The sequence below is a fragment of the Bacteroides sp. genome, assembly GCA_036351255.1.
GTDB lineage: Bacteria > Bacteroidota > Bacteroidia > Bacteroidales > UBA7960 > UBA7960.
Genome location: JAZBOS010000106.1, coordinates 1 through 5,723, shown reverse-complemented (window position 1 = coordinate 5,723; position 5,723 = coordinate 1). Strand labels below are relative to the sequence as shown.

At 50.2% G+C, this 5,723-nt stretch carries 3 protein-coding genes; all 3 read right to left on the bottom strand.

Going from position 1 to position 5,723, the window contains the following annotated elements; translation table 11 throughout:
- A partial coding sequence (locus V2I46_10475; GenBank protein ID MEE4177924.1) for a glycoside hydrolase domain-containing protein occupies positions 1–1,127 on the bottom strand: 1,127 nt, incomplete at its 3' end.
- A gap of 34 nt (positions 1,128–1,161) precedes the next feature.
- Entirely contained in the window at positions 1,162–4,527 is a 3,366-nt protein-coding gene (locus V2I46_10470; GenBank protein MEE4177923.1) for a glycoside hydrolase family 38 C-terminal domain-containing protein, read from the bottom strand.
- A gap of 29 nt (positions 4,528–4,556) precedes the next feature.
- On the bottom strand, positions 4,557–5,723 hold a 1,167-nt coding region (locus V2I46_10465), incomplete at its 5' end, for a class I mannose-6-phosphate isomerase (GenBank protein ID MEE4177922.1).

Genomic DNA, 5,723 nt, shown 5'->3' with positions numbered 1-5,723 from the left:
TCGGTATTGAAATGCCGGTGTTTGGGCAAGCCCTTTTCGTCCAGGGGGATCTGGCCAATGCCCCCGTCCACCAAGGGGTACTGTCCGTTGACATCATTCGAGATGCCTCGTCCCAGCAGGGCGTGGTAAAGACCGGTATAGAACTTCACCTTGTTGAGGCTATCGCCGTCTTCCACCCGAATTCTGCCCAGCATTTCATTCCAGGACCGGGTAGCTGCGTGGTGAACCTGGTCAAAGCTTTTTCCTGTAGCTTCCGTGTCCAGGTTTAGCCGGGCATTTTCCAGTGAGGTATAGCTTAAGCCGGTCTGGATCTCCAGCACCTCGCCTTCTGCCATATCAAAGCCCAGGAAAAGCCCGTTACTGATGCCCCTGGTCTCGACAACCCCCGGGGTTTGCATTGTATCCACAAAAGCCCCGGTTTCATTCACCTCCTTGCTTAGCCTGGCCACAAAATACATCTTCACCCGTCTGCCCGGGTCGCAAAACTTCACATATTCGGGATAGGTCTCCACCCAGCCTTCCACCTCATTGTCATTGATCACCCTTGCAAAGGCCTCCGTCACCGTACTGCTCTCGCCCTGCGGATGCCCAATATCGATGATCAGATGGGATTTCCCCGACTGGCTGAAGGTGTAGCGGTGAAAACCAACTCTTTCTGTTGCTGTCAGCTCTGCCTGAATCCCATAATCTTTCAGTAAAACGGAATAATACCCTGGCTCGGAATGTTCTGATTCCTTATCAAAGCGGGAACGATACCCGGCATCCGGGTCTTCAAGCGTTCCGGGAACGGTGTGCAAAACACCCATGGTGGGCATAAACACCACTCCTCCGATCTGGAACTCGTGGAAATGGCCGAAGCCCTCTATGGAACCGTGGCGGTCGTCATAGCCATTGGGCTCCCAGCTGCCAATACTGCCATAGGCGTTGGTATGCGGGGCAAGCTTAGCCATACCAAAGGGAAGTGCTGCGGGGGTATAGAAGAACCAGCGGCCGTGGACTGAGCCGATCTGGGGGTCTACCCAGGAAACCGCATCAAAGGGGGCTTCCTTCTGTGAGCAGGAAACAAAAATCCCTGCAAACAAAATCGAAACAATGGCCTTAAAAGAATTTTTAAAAAAAGTTTTCATAATGAATGATTGGAAAAACAATGAAAATGAAAGATCAGAAATCCACCCGGAAGAATTTACTCTCCAAAGGGTTCAGCTCCAGGCTGCCATTATTTACAGGGTATCCGGTTACATCCACCTCAACGGCATTCAGGGTTGCTCCATCCAAAGGGTTGCTTAAGGTGAAATTACAAGCATTCCCCTCAATTTCCCTGACGTGAAACAGGGCTGATTGCCCATCCTGATCCGGCATAACGCTTACCAGCAGGATGTTTTCGGGCCAGCCTGTAAGGAACACCCCCTCGTTCTGGTCATCATCCCTCCCTCCGCCTGGGAGTACCCTTGAAAGGAAAGGCGTACGGTAGTCCCATCCAAAGTGGGTGGCTTCAAGCAGGGAATTTCCGGGACGGCTGGTCAGGGAGTATTGCCAGGTAAGTCCGCCGCGCTGGTCCGCATTGAAATTGGTGGTCCAGTAGTTATTCATCGGCCAGCCATAGATATGGGTGGTTTCAGGGACAGCCCCGGCAGTATACCGCCCGGTGTTGATGCCCCCGAACTGCATCAGGGGGATTTCAACCGAGCTGAGCAGGATCTGAGCATGCTCATTGTAGAGGCGGGCATAAGTCTGAACGGTATTCCAGTCATTGGATGAACCGGAGATCTGGTCAATTCCTGCCCTGATTTCTCCGCCTGGCACATCAAAGGCCAGCTGCCCATCCTCCAGGACAAAAGGGAAAGCCACATAAACCCCTTCAGGCTCAGTCACCAGTTTTTTATCAATAAAATAAGCCAGATCAATGCGTTTGGTTGTATTAAACAAGCGAATCTCAAACGAGAAGGCTCCCTCGCCTGTCGCTGCGGAGGTATTTCCGCGAAAGCGCAAGGTGATCCAAACCTCTCCTTCTTCATAAGCCTCAATCCACAGCTCATCCAAGGGTTCACGGGAATAATTGTCCAGTTTAAAAGCTTCCATTTGTTCCCGGTTGTCGAGCAACTCGTAAATAAACTCACCCAGTTTCCATTCGGCCTTTGAGTCAATCATTTCAAGACCCAGTTCCTTGTCGAACAAGCTGGTAATGGCACCCTTCTCCGGATCAATAACAATTTGGTACCAGTCATTTTCCATTTCCTTCAATTCACCTAATGGAGCCTCCAACACTTTTTTCTTTGCAATGTCTTCCACCCGGATGCTGAACCTCTTGTAACCAAAGGCAGGAATGTCTTCCGCCCAGATGGCATAGTAAGCCCCGTCGGAACGCTTTTCGGTGACTTGTGCAAAAGCCTGGTTCCCATCGGCATCCATTAATGAAAATTCTGCATCCCTTGGAATCACCTGGTAATCAATATAGGTGGTAAACAGTCCTGAGCGGTTCCAGTTGAGGGTATTGAAAATCAGCAGGGATGGTTTTTCCTGCCGCTGAAAGAAACTCTGCAGCAAACCCATAGTTTCCTCACCCAGCATTTTTGCCCTGCGAGAGGCTTCCCAAGCGTAGGACTCCTTGATGGCCCGCTGTTCCATGGTATAGCGATGGGTGGGTTCCCTGACGCTCTCTGAAAAGCCCACCGTGTGCTCAGTGTAGAAAAGGAGTGCCGTGTTGATGGCCTCCATTCTGTCGGCAATCTTATCAGGCAGGGCGACTCTGTTTATTGCAGCCATGGCAAGTCCTCCGGCATTTGCTCTTAAATCGCCCTGGGCTACCCGCGTAGCCGCCACCTCCCGTGCCGAGGCGCCAAACCCATCGGTCCACCAATCGGGCCATGCCCCGCGGATCACCATGAAATCGTCGCCATGCCTTTGCTCCATTTCCTCAAAAAAGGCAGTAGCCGTAGAGGTGGAAAGTCGGGGCCAGCTGTATTTCTCGTTCCATTGCCTGATCAATTTGGAAGACGCTATGGAAGGAGGCGAATTATCGGTAATGAATCCTGAATGCTGGATGGAGATCTGGTCGTATTCATAACCTTTGGCCTCCAGTTCCAGCAGGTACGAAAGCAATTCCTCTTCAAAAACGGTAAAGTCTTCACCATGGATGGCAAAGGTGTTCCCGATCATATAATGTTCTCCACGGAAGGCAAGCATACGTTTCCCCGAAGGTGACTCCCACCAGAAAAGGGTAGGCTTGTCAAAGCAGATCAGGGCACGGTGGCCGTGGGTACCCATGTTCAGGTACTTCACGCCCATATCGCTGTAATGGTCTATCAGGGACCAGCCTATGCCGTTCACATCGTTCTGCATGGCGGTTTTCACAGCTATGCCATGTTCCCTGAATGTGCCCAGGGGCTGCAGTGAGGCGGCCAGCGTTTGCTCATCGGGCAGCTCACTGAAGTTAAAATACATAGCGGTTACTTCAATCCGGCCTTCCTTAATACGCTGAAGCAAGCGATCGACCTGCTGGCGGGGACGGCTTTTCAGGTATTCATCCACCGCCCAGGATGCCTCGTTGGTCCACCTGAACTGCGACTCCCCGGGAAAATCATCTGTCATGTCACAGTAATCCAGGGCATAGTCAATATAGCGCAGGTGCTCGGCCAAAATATCGGTCTGCGAGCGGGTATAGCCAATATCGGTATGGGTATGGTGAACAAAGTTGACCTTCCATTGCCTGACAGGGTGCAATTGCAGCTCCCCTTGCCAGGTTTTATCACCAATTTCCAGGCGATAGTCCACTGTGGTGCTTTGGGTCACCGCTGGGATATTCACCCTGACGTGGTTGTATCCGAAATTTATTTCCCTTTCCTCCAGCAGACTATTGTTGATGAAGATCTTCGCTTTCTCCGTTCCCCCAAAATGGAATATCCCCGCAATGCCGAGTTGGTACTCCTTGCCATCCAGGATGGAAATGGCCGGCAAGGCACGGAAATTCAAACCGTCTTGCAGTGGAAACTTGAAAGTCATATACCAGGAGGTCTTTCCTGAATTGCTTCCCGTAACCCTCAGGGTCAGGGGTTCACCAAGCTTAAGGCTTACAGCAGGTATGCTCAGATACATAAAACCAAAACGGTCACCATGCTGGTCAATGAAATCGCTTTTAAAAGACAAGGAAGAGCCATCGCTGGCCTCAAGGTTCCAGGCTTCCGACCCATCTGTATGGAATGTAAACCTGGTCTGACCATTTACTGCCACATCAAAACTGGCAAGGCCAGGAGAGGAGCCTATGCCGGCCAGCCAGACAAAGGTCACGGTCTCCTGATTCAGGACTTCAGGCACCGCTGCCGTCTTCCACTCCACAAAAGAATTGCCGTCGGTGGCGCGGGCTAAAAGACTCTCCTTGGCTGCCTGAACGGACGAGTGATAGGAGAAATCCACACCTGCAATTTTTTCCTGGTAACCATTTACTATGGTGTTTCCGGAGTTTCCTTGTCCCTGGGCAATAACCGAAGCGATCAGGAAAAGCTGAATTAGCGTGATGGCAAAAGATTTCATTATGATGTGATTTGGTTTAAAGATAAGTTTTATTTGACAAATGCCTTTACGACTTTAATCTCTGTATTGCCTTCATTGACAATGGTGTATGAACCCGCAGCTGCAGGTATTACAAAGGTTTCTGCATAATTAAACCGCATGCTTTGTCCCGATTGTGTTATAATCATGATAGAGTTCCCTTCCACCAGGCTCATTACATGGGCTTTGTTTCGAGTAAAGACCTCTACACGGGTTTCCAGGTGAATGCGATGAATGTCATAGAAATGTTTGGTGTGGGTGGGTAAATGATACAATTCCCAGTCTGGCCCCTGATCAATCAACCGGGGTCGGGATAACAGGTTTTTCTCAACATAGGCTCCTTTCCGTTCAAAATCAAGGTTTTCCATCCCACGGGATATATTAAGTGGTCGTGGTTTGCCCTCAAGATCAGGGCGCACCCAGTCGTAAAGTTTAAAGGTGAAAATGTAAGGGGTAGAACTGATCTCCAGCACCAGGCAGTTTTGGCCTGACGCATGAATGGTGCCCGGGGGAATCAGGAACAGGTCGTGTTTTTTTGCAGGAAGCTTGTTTACAAATCTCGCTATATCGAGCTCCTCGTTTTGTTCATAACTGTTGCGCAGTGATTGTTCAAAGTTTTCAGCATTGATGTCTTCCCGGAATCCCAGGTAAACAGCAGCATTATCTTTAGCGTCGAGAATATAATAGGTTTCTTCCTGGGTAAACTTTTCATTGAAATGCTTTAGCGTATAATTCTCTGTGGGATGCACCTGAACGGAAAGATTGCCACCGTCGAAAGTGTCAAGAAAGTCGAACCTAATGGGAAATTCTGATCCAAATCTTTCGAAGGCATCACCCAGCACATTAGCGCCTTCACTGAACATCAGCATATCGAAGGAAACTTCCAGCAGCAGGCCGGCGCTTTCAAAGATGAGGCCGTTTTCAGGCACGATCAGTTCAAATGACCAGGCATAATTGGGAACATCCCTGTTAAGCCCATCAATATTCTGCAGGCACCAGCTGCCACCCCATACGCCCGGCTCAAACCAGGGACGTACCCTGAAAACACTCCGGCTCATTTCATGGAGCCCCTTACGTATGTCATCTCCGAAAGCCCAATGGACCTCACCCGGTCGCTGGCCGTCGGCAAGAACATCAATCCTTTTCAGACTTTCCTGTTTATGGCGATTAAGCACTAC